The 18,545-nt window shown below is 49.2% G+C and carries 13 protein-coding genes; 5 read left to right on the top strand and 8 right to left on the bottom strand.

Features of this window, described 5'->3' with window-relative positions; translation table 11 throughout:
* Positions 1-53: 53 nt before the first annotated feature.
* The 3 genes from WBJ53_RS03595 to WBJ53_RS03585 all read right to left on the bottom strand — a co-directional run bounded on the left by WBJ53_RS03595 (position 54) and on the right by WBJ53_RS03585 (position 3,376).
* Complete coding sequence (locus tag WBJ53_RS03595; protein ID WP_338874682.1) at positions 54-821, bottom strand: NIPSNAP family protein; 768 nt, start codon at positions 819-821, stop codon at positions 54-56.
* 72 nt (positions 822-893) lie between these two features.
* A complete protein-coding gene (locus tag WBJ53_RS03590; protein WP_338874681.1) occupies positions 894-1,781 on the bottom strand; it encodes a sugar phosphate isomerase/epimerase in 888 nt (295 codons plus the stop codon).
* Between the two features lie 59 nt (positions 1,782-1,840).
* Positions 1,841-3,376, bottom strand: a complete 1,536-nt coding sequence (locus WBJ53_RS03585; RefSeq protein WP_338874680.1) for a biopolymer transporter TolR — start codon at positions 3,374-3,376, stop codon at positions 1,841-1,843.
* Between the two features lie 203 nt (positions 3,377-3,579).
* On the opposite strand from WBJ53_RS03585, the gene WBJ53_RS03580 reads away from it, so the two are divergent.
* On the top strand, positions 3,580-6,798 hold the full coding sequence (locus WBJ53_RS03580) for a gliding motility-associated C-terminal domain-containing protein (RefSeq protein ID WP_338874679.1): 3,219 nt from the start codon (positions 3,580-3,582) through the stop codon (positions 6,796-6,798).
* Between the two features lie 27 nt (positions 6,799-6,825).
* Here the strand turns inward: WBJ53_RS03580 and WBJ53_RS03575 are convergent, their stop codons facing one another.
* A complete protein-coding gene (locus WBJ53_RS03575; protein ID WP_338874678.1) occupies positions 6,826-7,173 on the bottom strand; it encodes a DoxX family protein in 348 nt (115 codons plus the stop codon).
* Between the two features lie 193 nt (positions 7,174-7,366).
* On the opposite strand from WBJ53_RS03575, the gene WBJ53_RS03570 reads away from it, so the two are divergent.
* Complete coding sequence (locus tag WBJ53_RS03570; RefSeq protein WP_338874677.1) at positions 7,367-7,669, top strand: hypothetical protein; 303 nt, start codon at positions 7,367-7,369, stop codon at positions 7,667-7,669.
* Positions 7,670-7,747: 78 nt separating this feature from the next.
* On the opposite strand, the gene WBJ53_RS03565 is transcribed toward WBJ53_RS03570, so the two are convergent.
* Entirely contained in the window at positions 7,748-8,920 is a 1,173-nt protein-coding gene (locus WBJ53_RS03565) for a glutathionylspermidine synthase family protein (protein WP_338877149.1), read from the bottom strand.
* Between the two features lie 56 nt (positions 8,921-8,976).
* Here WBJ53_RS03565 and WBJ53_RS03560 point away from each other — a divergent pair, with 56 nt between their 5' ends.
* Positions 8,977-9,978 carry a nucleoside hydrolase gene (locus WBJ53_RS03560; RefSeq protein WP_338874676.1) on the top strand — a complete coding sequence of 334 codons (1,002 nt, stop codon included), beginning with the start codon at positions 8,977-8,979 and terminating at the stop codon, positions 9,976-9,978.
* Positions 9,979-9,986: 8 nt separating this feature from the next.
* Here the strand turns inward: WBJ53_RS03560 and WBJ53_RS03555 are convergent, their stop codons facing one another.
* Positions 9,987-11,039 carry an AI-2E family transporter gene (locus WBJ53_RS03555; RefSeq protein WP_338874675.1) on the bottom strand — a complete coding sequence of 351 codons (1,053 nt, stop codon included), beginning with the start codon at positions 11,037-11,039 and terminating at the stop codon, positions 9,987-9,989.
* Between the two features lie 31 nt (positions 11,040-11,070).
* Entirely contained in the window at positions 11,071-12,036 is a 966-nt protein-coding gene (locus WBJ53_RS03550) for a mechanosensitive ion channel family protein (protein WP_338874674.1), read from the bottom strand.
* A 365-nt stretch (positions 12,037-12,401) separates the two neighbouring features.
* Between WBJ53_RS03550 and treS the strand changes: the two genes are divergently transcribed.
* Positions 12,402-15,716, top strand: a complete 3,315-nt coding sequence (treS, locus tag WBJ53_RS03545) for a maltose alpha-D-glucosyltransferase (protein ID WP_338874673.1) — start codon at positions 12,402-12,404, stop codon at positions 15,714-15,716.
* A 170-nt stretch (positions 15,717-15,886) separates the two neighbouring features.
* Here treS and WBJ53_RS03540 read toward each other — a convergent pair whose 3' ends face one another.
* Positions 15,887-17,626, bottom strand: coding sequence for an alpha-amylase family glycosyl hydrolase (locus WBJ53_RS03540; protein WP_338874672.1), 1,740 nt, complete (start codon positions 17,624-17,626; stop codon positions 15,887-15,889).
* 429 nt (positions 17,627-18,055) lie between these two features.
* Between WBJ53_RS03540 and WBJ53_RS03535 the strand changes: the two genes are divergently transcribed.
* A complete protein-coding gene (locus tag WBJ53_RS03535; protein WP_338874671.1) occupies positions 18,056-18,538 on the top strand; it encodes an OsmC family protein in 483 nt (160 codons plus the stop codon).
* Positions 18,539-18,545: the final 7 nt, after the last annotated feature.

Raw genomic sequence — 18,545 nt, 5'->3', positions numbered from 1 at the left:
AGATAATCAATCACAAAACTAGCGTCAATATCCAACATCCAGCGTCCACAATCCTAAATCTGCGAATACTCCGTCGGTTCCAGAAATACCCGAATAATGGTTGAAACCGTATTGGCATATTCGGGAGCCTGCGACACGCGCTTCCAGTCGGGATCAGCGCTAAACTGCTTCCAGTTGGCATCACGCTCTGCCATATCCTTAAACGTGAGCATATAAGTCAGGCAGGGCATATACTCACCCGCCACCACTTCTCCGAAAAATACGGCGTGCAAGCCCGTCTTATTGAAGATATTGATCTCTTCCACATTAAACATTTTAATTTTCCGTCGAACGGCGTCTTCTGAGTAGCCTTCATAGGTTCGCAGCTCAAAAATGCGCGGTTCTTTCTGAGGCACAACCAACTGTGGCAATCCTTCAAAAGCACTCAGCAACGATGTTGTATAGCGCGTATAGGGTGCTTTATCGGGCAACAGGGCAGCATAGGTCTGGCTCGCCTGGCTAAATGCCTGATCGCTGGCTAGTCGGCTGGCCGATGCTGCGTAGGTTTCCCAGGACGAATGCGGAATAAGAAGGCGCAATTTGGCCGGGTCTGATTTTCCCATTTCCCGGAAAACACCAACCGTTTTCACTCCTTGCCGGTTCAGGGCCGGAATCAGCGCATCTTTAAAATAATTCTCAAGATTCGATTGCGGAGAACCAAACTTCAGTTCATAGGTTCGCAATTCATACACCGCCTTTTGGGCGTCGGGTTTAGCAGAGTCTGTGGTTGCTAATGCAGGTACTGCCAGCAACGAGGATGCCACAAAATTTCGTCGTTTCATGAGAATAAGAAAGCCTCACCGCCATCCTTTTGCCAAAAGGCGGTGGTGAGGCAATTGAATAGGGTTTATTTATTACACACTGATTTTGCTCAGGTTCCGATAGCTGATCGCAATCGACTCCAGTGGAGGGCGTTTGCAAACATCCTGCTCAACAAAGTAGTGAGTCATGCCTGCAATTTTCTTGGCGTCGAAAATGCGCTGAAAATTGATAGATCCCATGCCCACTTCGGCAAATTCGCGCTCTTTGGTTTTGGCCATATCTTTCACGTGCCACAGCGGGAACCGACCGGGGTGTTTCTTAAATAAGGCCACAGGGTCCTGTCCGGCAAAGCTGGCCCAATACAGATCCAATTCCATCTTCACCAGGTTCGGATCGGTTCCTTTCAGAATCATGTCGTAGGGCAACTGACCATTCATGGGTTTAAACTCGAAATCGTGGTTGTGGTAGGCAAACTGAATGCCGTGGGCCTTACAAACCTCTGCCGATTTATTGAACAGCTCAATATGCCGTTTGTAGTCGTCGGCTTTGCGTTCTTCGGGAAACAGATAAGCACAAACCATATATTTCTGACCCAACGCAGCCGCATCATCAACCGCCCGTTTCCAGTCGTTTGTGAGGGTTCCTTTCATCTTCGGCATGGTATTGCCGGTTGTGTAGTGGCCACTGGGAGCCGACAGGCCCAGACTCTTGAGCAACGCGCCAAACTGCGCGGGTGTTTTTCCGAAAAACTTACCGTCCGAATAGCCAAATAGCTCCACCTCCTTGTAGCCAATTTCAGCTACTTTTTTCAGCGTACCTTCCAGATCTTTCGGCAATAAATCACGCAATGTGTATAGTTGAAGACCAACCGTTTTTGCTGGTTTGGCCAATACATCGAGGCTGGGAATGAGCGCGGCCGTTACAGCCAGCGCACTTGTTTTAAGGAAATCCTTACGGGATATTTTCAACGAATTATTCATACGAATGGGATTTATTTTTCTACTATAGCAATAAGAGTCAGATATAACCTGCCTACTCTTTACTTGTTAGAGACCGATGCTTTATCCACCGAATCGGTATTGCTGATAAAGGCAATTTGTTTGCTATCCGGCGACCAGGAAGGTGTATTGATGGTCCCCTGACCACCGTATACGTAGGCAATTACCCTGGCTGGTGTTGTCCCCGAAACGGGCAGTAGCCGCAGATAAACCTGCTTATAAAACGGATGGTCGTCGGGCGATACGTCTTTTCCAAACGATAGAATCACTATCCATTTGCCATCGGGCGAAATATGCGGAAACCAGTTGTTGAATTCATCGTTTGTAACCTGTACCTGATTGCTGCCATCGGCATTCATTCGCCAGATCTGCATGGTACCGCTCCGGGTTGAGTTGAAATAAATAAACTGGCCATCGGGCGAATACTCCGACCCATCGTCCAGCCCTTTTGCCGTCGTTAGCCGAACCTCCTGACCACCATTGGACGGTATCCTGTAAATATCGAACTCACCATCGCGCTGACCCGTATAAATCAACGACTTCCCATCGGGCGACCAGCTATGCAGGTACGAATGGCCAAGCGGAGTAATTCGTTTGGGCGTACCGCCTTCAACCGGCATCGTAAACACAATAGACTTGTTCCCTTCTTCCTTCACATGGTTGCTGATGCCCAGCATTTTACCATCGAACGATAAAACATGGTCGTTGTTGTTGTTCACGGCAAAATCGGTATTGATCACCGACGGCGTCTTTTTAGCCAGATCGAACCGGTATAGTTTGCCGTTGTGATTATAAATCAGCGCTTTATTGTTCGGAAGCCAGTTTGGCGCCTGAATCGACTCGGGCGAGTGGTAAATGATTTTCCGATGACCGGTGGCTACATCCATCAGTTCGAGGTCGCTGCCGATATATTCGCGATAGGGCACAAAATTGTCGCGAGCCGGAATAATTAGCCGTACGTTGTGAAAAACGGCTTTTTCGGATACATTCGGATTGTGCGAGCAGACGAATAAACCAACATACACCTCATCGCCCAGATTCAGATCCGTTACCTGTTCCGTAACAAAAAGCTGCCCGTTTCGAGCCACCGACATGGTATACGTATTCCCTTTTCGGGCCAGTTGGATCACATCGGCCGAAGTCAGTGACGATTTCTGTTCCTCAGTAGCAGCGCCTTTTGTCCGACGAAATTGCAGCGACGTAAGGCCGTCGCCATGCACCACCGCATTGACATGAGCTGAGTTAGAATCCAGCGATGAGCGAACCATCCAGCCCAGTTTCCGATGCGGATCGACGCCTTTGCCGAGCAGTTTGCCATTCGTTTGCAGAATGAAATCACCTTTCATTCGCTTCCACACAAAATGGAATTCATCATGGTCGAACCAGATGTTTGTACCCGACCCCACAATGGTATATTCCTGCCGGGCCGGGTTGTAGGTGGCCGAACCGGGGTGTTTAACCTTGCCAACATCTGCCTGCCCATCAAACTGGCCGATACGGTTTTGAGCATGAACGGGCAAAAACGCCGTAACAAGCCAGGCCAGCAGCAAACCGGCACGTGCATATTCTGAAGTCATAGGTTGGTTGTGTTTTTCAGAAAAACCGCATTTCTGGCTTTCCTACTAACTCCTTTTTTTGTGAGTCTATACCTTCGGCACCCGGTAGAGCCCAATCGTTTTACGCTTTCCCTCAATCGTCTGCTTTTCTGAAAGCCGTGGCAAAAATCCTATCATTTTATCCACAAAATCACGTTATTCACATACTACTTAACCCTGTTTCTATGTGGCGTTTTTACCCGCTGTTTCTATGTGTTGGTTTGCTTACTACGGCTCTTCGGGCCGAACCAATCGCTTTTGTTCAGAACCGGGGGCAATGGGCCGATGAAGTACGTTTTCGGGCCGAAATTCCGGGAGGGTACCTGTATCTGAAAGCCAATGCTCTACACTATGTTTTCTACGATGGAGCTACGCTGGCCAGCCATCACACGCCCGACCATACTAAACCATTAAGCGATAAAATACCGGCCCATGCGGTTGAAGTACGTTTTAACGGCGCTAACGAACGGAGCCAGATTGAAACCAATCATCTATCGACACTAAGCCGTAATTACTTTTCCGGCAAGCACCCGGTTGGTAACGTGCCAGCCTATGGAGAAGTGATTTACCATGACCTGTACCCCGGTATCGATTTGCGCCTTTATGCCTATTACCAAACGCTCAAGTACGAATTCATTGTACAACCCGGCACCGATCCGTCGGTCATACAGATGGTTTATAAAGGAGCCAATCGGGTATCAATAACGGACGAAAAACTTACCATTGAAACCAGCATCCAGCCCCTAAGCGAAAGTCGCCCCTATTCGTATGTTAGCCAGAATGGACGAGCCGTTGAGGTAACCGCAAAATGGCAGCTTATAGCAGGTAGTGCGCCCGGAACACAGACCGTTGGCTTTCATTTTCCAAATGGTTATGACCGTACACAAACGTTAACCATCGACCCGGAACTGGTTTTCTCTACCTATTCAGGTTCATATTCCGACAACTGGGGTATGACCGCTACCTACGACTCCGACGGGAATCTGTATTCAGGCGGCATTGTTTTCGGGCCTAATTTTCCGGCAACAACGGGAGCATTCGAAGCCAAATTCAGCGGAGAAGTCGATGTAGCTATTCTAAAGTTCAGTCCTGATGGCAGTAAACTTCTGTTTGCATCGTTCCTCGGTGGCAAAGCGGCCGAAGTGCCCCATAGCCTGATCGTGAATAATGCTGGTGATCTGGTTGTGATGGGGTCTACGTCGTCGCCCGATTTTCCGGTTACGACGGGGGCTTTTCAAACAGCTACCCAACTCGGAACCCCTGCTTCACTATCGCTAACAACCACCACCAGCATCGAATACATCAATGGCAGCGACATTTTCGTGTCGATTATCAGTCCCGATGGCAAGCAACTAAAAGCCAGTACCTTCGTTGGCGGAAGTGGTAAAGATGGTGTAGGTGCCCGGCACACTACCGGCTTCGAATCAGACGGAATCAGCCTACGCAACTATGGCGACGATTTACGGGGCGAAGTGGTTGTAGGTATCGACGACAACATTTACGTTGCCAGCGTGACCGAATCGGCCGATTTTCCCATTAGCGACTTACCGGTCAAAGGCACTTATGCGGCCGATGCGGTTGTGTTTCGTTTAAGCGCCAACCTGAGCAAGCTGGTCTGGGGAGCGCGCATTGGTGGCTCTGGCTACGACAAAGCCAATAGCCTGAAAGTCACGGCGTCGGGCACGATCTACGTATGTGGCGTAACCACCAGTTCCGATATGCCAGTTAGCACCAATGCCATCAAGCCAACGGCAGACCCAACCTCACCAGTCGATGCCTTTGTGGCCCGCTTCGACAATCAGCAACTGAGTCGTTTAACCTATCTGGGTACCAACAATGAAGATATTGCCTATCTGCTGGATGTCGATCCGGACGGTAACCCGTATGTGTTTGGGTCAACCTTAGGTAAGTATCCCGTAACGACGGGGGTTTATCAGAACGCAGGCAGCAAACAGTTTATTCATGCGCTGAATTCGTCGCTGTCAGCAACGCTGTTTTCAACCGTTATTGGTTCCGGTCGTAGTGCCCCCGATATTGCTCCGACGGCCTTTCTGATCAATGAATGTGGTAACATTTATCTGTCGGGCTGGGGCGGTGCCGTCAATGTGCGCACCGGCTACAACATTAGCAGCAGCACAAGCGGATTGCCCATCACGAGCGATGGCTATAAACGAACAACGACGGGCAGCAATTTCTGGGTAGCTTTGCTCGAAAAAGGGGCCAAATCGCTACTCTACGCCACTTTTGTCGGTAGTCCAGCCGTTGGCCGGGGTGATCACGTCGATGGAGGCACCTCACGTTTCAACAAACAGGGAGTTATTTTTCATGCCGTCTGCGCCTGTGGTGGCACCAACTTTCCGGCAACGGCTCAGGCCTGGTCGCAAACCAACAACAGCAGCAACTGCAATAACCTGGCGTTCAAGTTTGATGTAGACCGGCTTCGGGCGGGTTTCGACACGTATCGGGGAGTTGAAAAAGGTGTTGTTACAGGCTGTACACCCCTGACGCTGACCTTCCAGAATACCAGTATTGGCGGTAAACAATATCAATGGCTTATCGACGGTCAGGTGATTTCGACCGACACAGCCAAAACCAGTTATGTGTTTACCAAATCAGGCCAGTATACGGTTAAGATTCGGGCTTATAACCTACTTACCTGCCAGCGCATTGACTCCGTAGAGCGGGTAATTACGGTCAATCCGGCAAATTTTTCGATCAGTCCCGATACAACCATCTGCCCCGAATCGTCGGCTTTGCTTAGAGCTGGAGGAGCGGTAAAATACGTCTGGTCCCCCGCCAATGGTCTGAACAGTACGACCATTGCCAGCCCAATGGCTACGCCAACGAAAACCACTACCTATACGGTCAACATGACCAACGAGTTTGGCTGCACCAGCCGCCAGCAGGTAACCGTCAGTACCGACGATTCTTTCCGGCCCGACTTTTCAGTTCAGGTGGGTGAAAATTGCAGTGAAGCCGCTAAGCTTACCTTTACCAACAACACTCAACATGCCGACCAGTATGTCTGGCAAATGGGCAATGGCGACACCGTTCGAACAGCCATCCCGGAAAACTATAAATACGATCAATCCGGGCAGTATACCCTTACCCTGACGAGCTACCGAAATGGCTGCTCGCTGAGTGCCGTTCAAACCGTTACCATCGAAAATCTGGATAACATCCCGAATGTGATCACCCCAAATAACGACGGCAAAAACGATGTATTCAACACGGGACTATCGGATGCGCAAATCATCATCTACAACCGATGGGGCCGGCGTATTTTCGACGCATCACCTTACCAGAACAATTGGGGCAACGCCATTGAAAACGGCGTATATTACTACCTGCTAACCACACCGACAGGCACAAAATGTAAAGGCTGGATTCAGGTGATTGAATGATTGAATTTCTCACAATTCAATCATTATTCAGGTATACTGATATGCCCACCAGATCAGCACCGCCTGTAGTGGCAAGCGGGCCCAGCGCAGCCAGGCCGGAAATCTGGCGAACCGGTTCGATGTGGCCATATACACATTGGCCGGGAAGACGGCAATCAGCAGCAAAATGAGTCCCCAGGCCGATAGTGAGCGGGTAGCCGGAAAAAGCAAGCCAATACCTAAACCGATTTCAGCAATTCCACTTAGGGAAACCATCAGACCAGGGGCCGGTATATAAGGCGGCATAATAGTCTGATAGACTTTCGCGTTCCAAAAATGATTTATTCCCGAAGCCACATAGATAAAAACCTGCACATACAGACTTAGATTCGTCATAAAAGCACGTTAATTTAGTCAATAATCATTGGCCCGTTGTCATGGGTTTTGTGGAAAACTCTTAGAATCACATTCCTAACGCAAACAGCTTCCTGGTTAACAACCAATAACAAGTGATTAATGACTAAAAAAGTTGGGTATTGATTAAACCTTTCTGGCAATGCAGCATCCAACAGACAAAACAACAAGACTAATGAACGTAAAACCAATGCTGGTGGCTGTTGCGGCTGTATTGCTGTCGGTAGGTGCTTATGCACAAAGCCAGACTCAGGTATATAAAGTAAAGCCAAAACTTACGCCTGAACAACGCGAAGCCAAACGGGCCGAAATGAAAGCAAAAATTGCCCAAATGACGCCCGAAGAACGAGCCGCTTTCAAAAAAGCCCGCCATGAACAAATGCAGGCCCGGCTCAATGCCATGACACCCGAGCAACGGGCCAAATTTCTGGAACGTCGGCGGCAACATAAAGCCCAGCACGATCAGGAAGGAAAGTAACAGAATTAAAGTTGGTTAGGTTTGCCATTACCCCACCGTGACTGAAGCGTGGCCTGCTACCATAGCAGGCCACTTTTTTTATTCAACCAGGTGCCCAACAAATCCGGCACCATTGTCGAGAATGAGTCCGCCCCGCCGAAAACCAAGCCCACAGGCATCGCCCGCATAGAATACGCCAGCCTGATATGAGTACCCATCCGAATCTTTCGGAAAATCGACGTATTCCTGATACACTTTCGCGTAGTGACTATACTCGCCATCGACGGCTTGCTGCTCGCTACCATCGGCATTCAGAATGCGCACGTTGGCCCCTTCCCTACCAAACAAAACTTTTTCAACGCAGGCCCGGCCAGCCAATGGTTTCGTATCTGTTTCGAGCAGCAACGGATGATTGGGGTACAATTCCCACAGAATTTTCAGGATATATTTCGACTGAAACAGCAGCGTGTAAGCCGGATTGAGCACTACGGCCAGCCGTTTCCGAACCAGATCGGTCAAAATGGTGGCCAATTCAGGTTCGTCTTCGGCTATCGATTCCCACGGCACTAGCTTGAACCAGAAATCCAGCTTCTCGAACTGGCCATTTTTAGGATTTTGCCAGAAAATACCCTCATCGGCCGAAAACTCAACATTGTCGATAAAATCGAACTCCACCTCAAATCCGGCTTCGCTGGCGGCTTCGCCCAGCAGAGCAACATTGGCATCGTCTTCCGGAAAATCGCGCATGGCCGATAGTAGCAACGTAGGCTGAAGGTCGGGGTTAGCCGCCAGAAGTTCTTCAAACTGCCCCGTCAGGGTTTCGAACACCGAATTGAACTGGCGACTTTCATCGAGCTTATTGGCTTTCAAATGCGCAAATTGCACAACAGCCGTTTCGGGTAAACAGGTAGCCGTATCGGCATTGAATTCGATGAGCTTTATCGATTTCCCATCAATTCCGCCCGTCAGGTCGAAGCGTCCGTAGAGATGAATATTCCGGTCGTCGTCCCACGATAGTTTAATAAGTTCGATCAGGTTGGCCGGTATACCCAGTTCAGCAAAACGATTGTTGTCGATAACGTGCTGGCCAGCCGTCACAAACATATCGAACAGTTCGTTGGCAGCTTCATAGTATGCCTCTACTTCCTGGGGGCTAACGAGTACAACTTCATTGGTCAGATAAGGCAACGTATCCTGACCCAGCATCCAGTCCCAGCCGAGGTTACGGAGCTGTGTGTCGGGCGATGTGCGAAGTGGTTTTAGTGAAATCATGTGTGGCATAGTATTTTGGCGAAAGAGTGTGCTTTCTCTGCAAAAGAAGCTTCATTATGACCCGCCTGCACCTTATTTTGGTTGGATTGCTCCTGACGCTGACGACCGGTAAAACTCTAGCACAATCAATGCCAAAACTGGCTCCTGTTTCGGTTATTTTTGATACCGACATGGGCCCCGACTACGACGATGTCGGTGCCATTACAATTCTACATGCGCTGGCCGACAGTGGACAGGCAAACATTCTGGCAACCATTGCCAGCACCAAATACCCGAAGGTAACCCAGGTACTCAGCGTCCTGAATACCTACTTCGGACGGCCCACGATTCCGATTGGTGTTCCCAAAGGGGAAGCCGTTACGGATAAGGATACTCAACACTGGTCTGATACGCTCGTAGCCCGCTACCCGCACGCTGTTCGGTCGAACAACGACGTACCGGATGCCGTGGCCCTATACCGCCAGATTCTGGCCAAACAACCCGACCGCAGCGTAACGATCATCACGGTCGGCTTTCTAACAAATCTGGCTAATCTGCTCAACTCTACACCTGATCAGTACTCAAAACTTTCGGGCCACGATCTGGTAGCGAAGAAGGTAAAAAAAGTAGTCAGCATGGCGGGTAAGTTTCCAGGCGGCAAAGAATACAATGTGTTTAGAGATACGCCCGCATCAAAAACCGTATTTGAGAGTTGGCCAACACCCATGCTCCTGAGTGGCTTCGAAATTGGTCAGCAGATTCACAGCGGCCTGCCCCTTATAAAAAACGCCCGAATTACTCACAGTCCTGTTAAAGACGTTTTTCGTATTTCTATCCCTAAGGCCAAAGAAGACCAGGCCGGGCGTATGAGCTGGGACCAAACCGCCGTGCTGGTAGGAATTAAGGGCTATGCTCCCTATTATACCGTCAAAACCGGACGCTTGACCATGAATGCAGATGGCTCGAACGGCTGGGACGAATCCGGCAAAAAACACCAGCATCTGGTGGTAAAAATGCCAGTAGCCAAAGTCGAAAAAATCATAAACGATCTGATGCAGCACCAGCCTATGAAGCATTGAGTTGCCATTTATTTTGTATGCTCAAGGCGATCTTTTACGTATAGTTCGTCGACAATAATGAGCAAAACAGCAATGATTGGCGAAGCAAACAAAACGCCTACCAGCCCTACCAGGAACCCCAGCAATACCTGCCCAAACAAAAGCAAAGCTGGCGGCACAGACACAAACCGCTTATCGAGCAAAGGTGTGAGAATATATCCCTCCAGCGATTGGATGCCCATGTAGAGCGCAAAGACATATAGCGACAGACTCATACTCTGCGGAAAAGCCACCAGCATGGCCGGAGCCACGGCCAGATAAGGCCCCAGGTTTGGTATAAAGTTGAGCACCCCTGCCAGAATGCCTAATATAATAGCAAAGGGTACACCCATAATGGCCAGTCCCACACTCGTAGCCACGCCCACAACCACCATGCTGATCGATCGGCTAATGAACCAGTTTTTAATGGTTTCGTAGCACTTATCCATCACCTCCCGAATATGATTGCGGAAGGAAGGCGTAAACAACCGGACAAAGCCGTCGCGATATACGGTAGGGCTCGATGCCAGATACAACCCCGTAATGATCACGATCAGCACATTGACCAACGCTCCCAGCGTAGACGACACAATGCCGGTTAACTGCGACAACACACCTTTGCTCGAACTCCCCGAAAACAGATCGGAGGGTTGCTGAGGTATACCTTCCAGCAGGCTCTGCCCCCAATCGGTTGATGCTATTGACGTTTTCAGCCGGTCAAATGATTGGGGGAGCGACTGACTCAACTGATTGGCCTGTCGGCTAACGGTTGGTGCCAGCAGCCAACCCGTTGTACCTACCAGCAGCAGAATCAGTACGGCTACCAGGGTCATGCTGAGCGAATAGCTCAAGCTCGTTTTATGGCTCACAAAGCAGCTTAAGGCATTTATGACGACGGCAAACAGAATACCGCCAAACACCAGAAAAAAGAATTGGGCCGCATAGCCAACCAGTATGAATAAGGCTGCCACAAGCAGGCCTACAAACCAGAATACTGCTACTTTTCGGGCATAAGGTCGTTGTTTCTCTTCTGATCCAGCCATATTTATCGGTGTACTACCTGACGACATACGTTTATCTACCATTATTGTTTGGCAGTGAAACCGGTTGGCTACTGCGTTGAGGTTGCCAATTAGAATTAGAAACGGCATCACTATCCATCATAACCACCGTATGCGGGTAAGGCATATCGATATTGGCCTTGTCGAGGGCGAGCTTAATGCCGGTTACTACCTGATCGCTGACTTTCAGCACATTCGCCTGATGTGATTCGGTCCAGAAATAAACCGTCAGGTTTACCGAGGAGTCGGCCAGTTCGGATACATAAACCCAGGGGCCAGGGTCCGACAAAACGCCGTCGATACTCGCCAGCACCTGATGAATCACCCGCCGGGCCTCTTCAAGTGAATCATCGTAGCCAATGCCTACCACAAACTTAATCCGACGCTTATCGTAAGCCGTTCGAACCAGAATGGCACTCGTATACACATCGCCATTGGGCAGAATAGCCCGTTCGCCATCGTAGGTTTTCAGGCGGGTCGATCGGGTGTTGATAACTTCAACGGTTCCTTCAAACTCTTTCACCCGAATCTGGTCGCCTACCACAAAGGGCCGACGCCACAGAATCAGTAATCCTGCGAAGAAGTTTTGCAGAATATCCTTGAAGGCGAACCCGATGGCAACGGAAGTAATACCAAGTCCAGCAATAACATCGCCGGGTTTGAACGTGGGAAAAATAACTACACAGGCTGCCAGAAAGCCAAAAATTGTTATGAGCATACCCATAATCCGGCTTAACAGATTGGCCAGCGAGCTATCGATCGTATGAGCAGCCACTTTGGCAATGAGTTTTCGAAGCAGTTTAGCCAGTAGCCAGAAAAACAGGAAGACAACGATACCAACCAGTAAATAAGGCAAATGCGACACTGTTCCTTTCAGAAAGGACCGCACTGTTCGCCAGAACAATGTCAGAGCATCATTGATGGTAAACGGCGGTTCATTCAGCCCTCCTGGCTGCAGAAAAGTAAGCAGTGTTTCCATAATGTTATGCGAGTAGGTCCAGATTCTGCAAGTCTCTGCCGGTTAACCACCAGAACAATTGCCATTGGCTCTGAAAAGAATAACCCCTAAACCCTTAATGAAACCTTAATAAAACCTTAGAATTTGGTTAGATCATAGCATGAAAAGAATCGCGATTCGTCAGTCGGAAATTGGCACTTACTTACTCATCGGCCTAACCCTTACCCAGGTTCAGGTGTTATTAGTCTACTATCCCATATTCTGCTCTAAGCAACTTTTAAGCAGATTATAAGCGGATTCTTACCTCAACGGTGCATGTTAACGAACCCATTGCTGGCAGTGCTTTCGAAAACACTACAGAAAAGGGGGCTTAATCAAAAAAAAACATGACAAACAATAACGTAGAACTCGATGATAACCTTCACTGGTATAAAGATGCGATTATCTATGAGCTACACATCAAGGCCTTTCACGACGGTAACGGCGACGGAATCGGTGATTTTCAGGGCCTGCTCGAAAAACTGGACTACCTTCAGGAACTAGGCGTAACGGCCATCTGGCTGCTGCCCTTCTACCCCTCTCCACTACGCGACGACGGGTACGATATTGCCGACTATTATACCATCAATCCGTCGTATGGCAACATCGAACAGCTTAAGATACTTCTGCAAGAAGCCCATCAGCGCAATCTGAAAGTGATTACCGAACTGGTTATTAATCACACATCTGATCAGCATCCGTGGTTTCAGCGGGCCCGAAAAGCGCCCAAAGGTTCACCCGAGCGCGAATACTATGTCTGGACCGACGATCCGACTCAATACAAAGATGTACGGATCATTTTTCAGGATTATGAAACCTCCAACTGGACCTGGGACCCCGAAGCCCAGCAATATTACTGGCATCGTTTTTTCCATCATCAGCCCGACCTCAACTACGATAGCAAACTGGTTCAGGCAGAGGTTTTTAAGCTCATCGACTACTGGTGTGAGCTTGGTGTCGATGGGTTCCGGCTGGATGCCGTACCGTATTTATTCGAACGTGAAGGCACCAACGGCGAAAACCTGCCCGAAACGCATGCTTTCCTGAAAAAACTACGGAAGCACGTCGATGATCATTTTCCGGGAATTGTTTTTCTGGCCGAAGCCAATATGTGGCCCGAAGACTCAGCTTCCTACTTCGGCGATGGCGACGAATGCCACATGAACTACCACTTTCCGGTAATGCCCCGCATGTTTATGGCATTGCAGATGGAAGACCGCTATCCGATTACGGATATTTTCGATCAGACACCAACCATTCCGCCAACCTGCCAGTGGGCCATTTTTCTGCGTAATCACGACGAATTAACCCTCGAAATGGTTACCGACGAAGAGCGGGACTATATGTACAAAACCTACGCGCAAAACCCCAAGGCTCGTATTAACCTTGGCATTCGGCACCGATTATCGCCCCTGATGGGTAATAACCGGAAGCGAATCGAGCTGCTCAACAGCCTCTTATTCTCACTGCCGGGTACGCCTGTTATCTACTATGGCGACGAGATCGGTATGGGCGACAACGTATATCTGGGCGACCGCGACGGTGTTCGCACGCCTATGCAATGGTCGCCCGACCGCAATGGCGGCTTTTCAAGTGCGAATCCGCAAAAACTCTACCTGCCCACCATTCTCGACCCCGAATACCATTTTGAATCCGTGAATGTTGAAACCCAGCGACGCAACACCTCGTCGTTACTCTGGTTCATGAAACGCATGATTAACCTGCGCAAAAAATATAAGGCGTTTGGGCGGGGCGACATGACCTTTCTGAATGTTGAGAACCCTAAAGTGTTGGCTTTTACGCGTACCTACGACGGCGAAACCTTGCTCATTGTAGTTAACCTGTCGAAATATGCACAACCAGCCGAAATTGAGTTGCCCGGTTTCAAAGGGTATGTGCCTATAGAAGCGTTTAGCCACAACGCCTTCCCGCCTGTTTCCGACAGCGAAACCTATTTCTTCACGCTGGCTCCGCACGATTATCAATGGTTTGTGCTTGAGAAAACCAACACCGAAGCCGTGAGTACCTATGAGTTACCTTACGTTCGGATCAATGATTGGTCGAAGCTGATGGCCAGCCGAAATCGGGAAACGTTGGAAACAAAAATAATACCCGAGTATCTATCCCGTATGGACTGGTTTAGCGAGCGCAAGCAAACCATGCGCGGTATCGTTATCATGAACCATGCGGTGCTTCCTGTAGCCGATAGTACTGCCTATGCCCTTTTGCTGGAGATTTCATATGAGCGCGGCCTGCCCGAAATAGTTCAGTTGACACTTTCTTTCGCAACTGAAACACAAGCAACTAAACTAATCGAAAACTGCCCTCAGGCCGTGCTGGCAAATATCCAGGCAGGCGACCAGACGGGTATTCTGTGCGATGGGCTATATGTTACCGAGGTGCAACTGGCACTGCTGGCCCAGATGGTTTCGAAAGAGCCTCATCAGGCCGACCAGCTACTATTCCAGAGTAGCGCGACCCTTGATGCCTACGTAGCCGAGCACCCCGAAATCCGGCCAAAACTGATTCCCGACAGCAATGGCTATGTATCCATCAGCTACGATTATTATTTCCTGCTGAAGCTATACCGAAAAGTCGATCTGTCAATCAATCCCGACGCGGAGCTTACGCGTTTCCTGTCCGATACGGCTAACTTCTCCTATGTTGCCACCCAGGCCGGAACCATCGAAATGGCGTTGGATGGCACCACCATTCTGCTGGGCCGTATGGAAGAAATGGTTGCCCGCCACGGCGATGGAAAAAGTTATGTGCTGGATCGGATTAACAACTACATCGAACGGATTCTGGCCCGCGATCAAAATCAACTGACGTGTGCGCTATCGGCCCCGCGAGGGACCCTAAGTCAGCCCGTTTCGTTCGAAGAGCTACCTGCCGAGGCACAGGAACTAATTGGCCATCGGGCGGCTGAACAGGCCCGGGTGTTAGGTACCCGAATCGGGGAGATGCACCTGGCATTGGCGTCGAACAAAACACACAAAGATTTTGCGCCGGAAGAGTTCTCGCTACACTATCAGCGCTCTCTTTTTTCGGGGCTTCAGTCGCTGGTTCGCGAAAGCTACCAGAGCCAGAAACGGAATCTTCAACGACTTTCGCCCGAGGTCCGACAGGATGTGGAGCAGATGCTGAGCCGAAAAGATGACGTACTGACCATGCTCAAGCGTATTTACAACAAAAAATTGAATACGACCAAAATTCGTATTCATGGCGACTTACAACTGGAAAAAATTCTGCTAACGGGCAAAGATCTCGCCATTCAGGATTTTGGGGGCGATCCGAACCGAAGCTACAGTGAACGGCGACTAAAACGATCGCCCCTGCGCGATGTGGCCGCTATGATCCGTTCGTTCTATTATGTTGGCTACGAGGGTTTCCTGAAAAATATTCAGGTTCCAATCGACAAAACGCTGACACTAATGCCTTTTGCTGAGCTTTGGTCTTATTTCATGAGTGGATTTTTCATGCAGGCTTATTTGCAAACTGTTCAGGGCAGTTCGTTCATACCCGACGACCCTAACGATCTGCAAATGATGGTTGAAACCTATCTGCTCGAAAAAGCCATTGCCGATCTTAACTATGAACTAAACCACCGCCCCGACTGGGTAGGCGTTCCGATGCAGCTCATAAAATCGATCATTGATTAGTTAGTCGACGGGTATTTTAAGGCGGGTCTTGTTCGTTTGCAATCGTATTGCCAACGAACAAGACCCGAACCTATCTAGCAAAAGTCCCGTGCCCTTCCTTTTCTGGGTATTGCAGACGCGCACTTAGCCATCCGCGATTGTATTTGCGAACGAGCACGGACATCAATTAATCAATGCGAATCAACCGCCTTGTAAACAACAATTGATTCGGGTTGGAGCAGAAGCAGGTTAGTATCTGAGATCGACAATGCAGAGGCTCGTGGTCCATACCACGCCGGATCAGCAGAGTCGAGCAATTTAGTCCATGCGCGGCCAACCCGCGGAATGGCAATCGGTTCAGTCTTGTCGGAAAAATTCATCAGACACAGCACATGGTTTTCATTATACCAGCGATGCAAAACCATTGTTGGATGACCGCTCTGGTGAAAAACCTCCATTTGTTTCTGATTCAGATGGTTCAGGGCCGGTTGTTCGCGACGCAATGCCGTAAGCGCCTGATAGTATCGATACAGTGTATGGCTCGTATGATCTTCCAGCAATGCCGACATCAGCATTGGCTCTCTATCCATTAAACAGAATCGTTCGTCGGTCGAATAGCCGGGCTCCACCTGGCTTAAACCCAGAAACGGGTTTGTTGCGCCCCATTCTTCACCCATGAACAGCGTAGGAACATACGGACTCACCATAACCGAACCGGCAATGAGTTTAAGTAGCTCCATATCGATCCGTTCGTCCGATGGCTCATCCAGCAGTTGATCATACTTTTGCGAAATCATGACAAACGGTTTTCCGAACGCATTCTCGGCCTTCCGGTCAAACAACTCCTGTAGTATGCCTGAAAAGTTTTTATCGTACAAACAGTCTTCCCGGTAAACTCTGGTCTGATGTATAAGTGTACCATATTCTTCATAGCAACTATGATAGCCACCTCCGGCGGTCATTTGCCGGGTGCCGTTTATTTCATAGTCGTTCTGATCCTGCGACTGTATGGCAGCAGGCTGCATATCCTGCTCAACAAGCAGGTAATACTGACGCCCCGTAATTGCCGTTAAGGCATTGGTGTAGCTTCGAATTTCCTGTAGAAGATTTTCTGAACCGGGTATGGTATGTGCAATTTCGAGCCGAAGTGCATCGATGTGAAAATCCCGAAACCACATCAGCACATTTTCGAGCAGATACCGGCGATAGGCTTCCTGCTGAAGCCTGTTTGTCCGCGTTGCTGCTCGGTCGGCGGGTTGCCGACGGGTTTTGGAAACCCCCAGGTTACGGGGCGAGTTCTGTTGAGGACTGCCCTGATGATAGGCCATATCCATAATAACGGCAATACCTTCGTAGTGGCAGGCATTGATCAGATGCTGTAGTTGGCCAGGCCCTCCATACGAGGCCTGTACGGCATACATAAAAGCACTATCGGTCTGGCTGCGCACTTCCGGAAAGGGCGTAACCGGCTTAATAACAATGGCATTGACACCCAGCTCTTTCAGATACGCTAATTTCCGGACAATGGCCTTAAAGGTACCTTCGGGTGTGAAATTGTAAATATCGAGTTCATAAACAATAAACTCATCGAGGGGCGGGTTAATCCAGCACGAATCTTCCCAATAGAATGCATTAGTATCAAAAGCCTGCGAAGGTCCATACAACCCCTGCGGCTGAATAAGCGATGCCGGATCGGCGCTTTCTTTTTCGTCGTCCAGAACAAAAGTATACAGATCGCCTGGCTTAATCTGATCTGTTTCTGCCGACCAGTAGCCTGGTTCTTCCGGGCTTAGTGGTATACTTCCCGAATGGTTGTTTGTTGAAATAGCTGCCTGCTTTGCAAGAGGAGCCCATACCCTAACATTCGCTTTTCGATCGGCAGTAAACGTTACGCCGAGTGTTCGTCTGTCTATCTGTATCTGGCTCATCATAGGTAGTGTTGCCGCCGGAAACAGTGTTTAAAGTCATTTTATGAGCAAACCTCAGTCACCCAGTTTCCGGCAGTTGTTTTTTATTTAAACGAAATAAACGACCGAACGTTAACCCGCCTTCGCAATCTCAAGGCCAATCGCCAGGCTTCAAAAGCCGACATTGTCAGAGTTACCAGTGAGATTGTAATTAACGACTTCACAATCGGAGTAATAATGCTCATTCCTGTAGGCGGTTTATGGTCGAATAATAACAAACTACGTTTTGCTAGCTTAGAATATGCTTAAGAAGATCTTAGAAACACCTTAGAAACTTAGGAAAACAATCCCCATGTCTCCGTCGACCTATGCCTCAGGTCGGTACATACAGCAGATTAGGAGCTGTTCATTCATCAGCCTACTTACTGGCACAGGCGATTTGAACCAGCCAGGATGACCTTTTACGAAAAAGTCGGGAAAGCGCTGGCAGGTGCCGACAAATGGCCGTATACTTATAACTCCCTACTACTCAATATCATGAAAATCTCAGCGAGTATAAAAAGCTCTTACAACCAACAGGAAACGGTTGTGCAGACAAACGATTCGGCCAAGGAAATGCAGATTACCACCAAACCATCGGGTTTTGGATCGTCGATCAATGGTGGCGAACTCCTGCTTCTGGCCCTGGCAACCTGCTTCTGCAACGACATCTACCGCGAAGCCACTAAGCGAAACCTTACTGTATCGGGCGTTGAGGTGCTGGTTACGGGAGAGTTTGGTGCCGACGGCGAACCTGGATCAAACTTTACGTATAAAGCCAGTGTTTCATCAGACGCCCCTCCGGCCGAAATCGATGCGCTAATCAGACACACCGACCAGATTGCCGAAATCCATAACACCCTGCGACAAGGGCTTAGCATCACACTGGCTATGTGACATTGAT

It is taken from the genome of Spirosoma sp. SC4-14, assembly GCF_037201965.1.
Lineage (GTDB): Bacteria > Bacteroidota > Bacteroidia > Cytophagales > Spirosomataceae > Spirosoma.
This window is presented reverse-complemented; position numbering and strand designations above follow the sequence as displayed.

What these genes read in the sequence shown, in the direction of transcription:
- WBJ53_RS03560 (WP_338874676.1), top strand. Translation starts at nt 8,977, where the DNA reads ATGACCCGCCTGCACCTTATTTTGGTTGGATTGCTCCTGACGCTGACG.
- WBJ53_RS03550 (WP_338874674.1), bottom strand. Translation starts at nt 12,036, where the DNA reads ATGGAAACACTGCTTACTTTTCTGCAGCCAGGAGGGCTGAATGAACCG.
- WBJ53_RS03575 (WP_338874678.1), bottom strand. Translation starts at nt 7,173, where the DNA reads ATGACGAATCTAAGTCTGTATGTGCAGGTTTTTATCTATGTGGCTTCG.
- WBJ53_RS03580 (WP_338874679.1), top strand. Translation starts at nt 3,580, where the DNA reads ATGTGGCGTTTTTACCCGCTGTTTCTATGTGTTGGTTTGCTTACTACG.
- WBJ53_RS03555 (WP_338874675.1), bottom strand. Translation starts at nt 11,039, where the DNA reads ATGGCTGGATCAGAAGAGAAACAACGACCTTATGCCCGAAAAGTAGCA.
- WBJ53_RS03585 (WP_338874680.1), bottom strand. Translation starts at nt 3,376, where the DNA reads ATGACTTCAGAATATGCACGTGCCGGTTTGCTGCTGGCCTGGCTTGTT.
- WBJ53_RS03570 (WP_338874677.1), top strand. Translation starts at nt 7,367, where the DNA reads ATGAACGTAAAACCAATGCTGGTGGCTGTTGCGGCTGTATTGCTGTCG.
- WBJ53_RS03590 (WP_338874681.1), bottom strand. Translation starts at nt 1,781, where the DNA reads ATGAATAATTCGTTGAAAATATCCCGTAAGGATTTCCTTAAAACAAGT.
- treS (WP_338874673.1), top strand. Translation starts at nt 12,402, where the DNA reads ATGACAAACAATAACGTAGAACTCGATGATAACCTTCACTGGTATAAA.
- WBJ53_RS03565 (WP_338877149.1), bottom strand. Translation starts at nt 8,920, where the DNA reads ATGATTTCACTAAAACCACTTCGCACATCGCCCGACACACAGCTCCGT.
- WBJ53_RS03540 (WP_338874672.1), bottom strand. Translation starts at nt 17,626, where the DNA reads ATGATGAGCCAGATACAGATAGACAGACGAACACTCGGCGTAACGTTT.
- WBJ53_RS03595 (WP_338874682.1), bottom strand. Translation starts at nt 821, where the DNA reads ATGAAACGACGAAATTTTGTGGCATCCTCGTTGCTGGCAGTACCTGCA.
- WBJ53_RS03535 (WP_338874671.1), top strand. Translation starts at nt 18,056, where the DNA reads ATGACCTTTTACGAAAAAGTCGGGAAAGCGCTGGCAGGTGCCGACAAA.